This is a genomic window from Streptomyces bicolor, assembly GCF_000719285.1.
Classification (GTDB): Bacteria; Actinomycetota; Actinomycetes; order Streptomycetales; family Streptomycetaceae; genus Streptomyces; species Streptomyces bicolor.
Window position 1 is genome coordinate 1 of sequence record NZ_JOFS01000131.1, and the last position, 330, is coordinate 330.

General features: G+C 67.6%; 1 protein-coding gene. It reads right to left on the reverse strand.

Annotated elements, in window-relative coordinates:
- Positions 1 to 176: DUF397 domain-containing protein (locus IF78_RS0142965; RefSeq protein ID WP_031498954.1), on the reverse strand; the 176-nt coding region annotated here is incomplete at its 3' end.
- Positions 177 to 330 lie beyond the last annotated feature (154 nt).

A 330-nucleotide genomic window follows, 5' to 3' on the forward strand; every position in this document is an offset into this window, starting at 1 on the left:
TCCGTGTACCGCAGCACGGTGTCCGGGTCCAGTGAGGAGCGCATCGCGACGGCCCCGCCCGGAAGATGGGCGATCTCCACCCGCTCCTCGTCCTTCTCGGTGCCCGGTGCGCTGAGCCACGTCACGCCGGAGATGTCGAGAGCGTAGAGCTCGTCCTTTTCCTGCTGGGTGCCCATGACGGCGTCCCTTCGATCGAACGGAATCTGTGCGGGGTCCATGTTCCCTGGCGGGAGGAGTGCGCGGGGCCGAACGGACGGGATTCAGTCCATCCGGCGAGCGGTGCCGAGCAGACCGGTCTCCGCGTCCGTCGGATTCGTCATCACCCAGTGG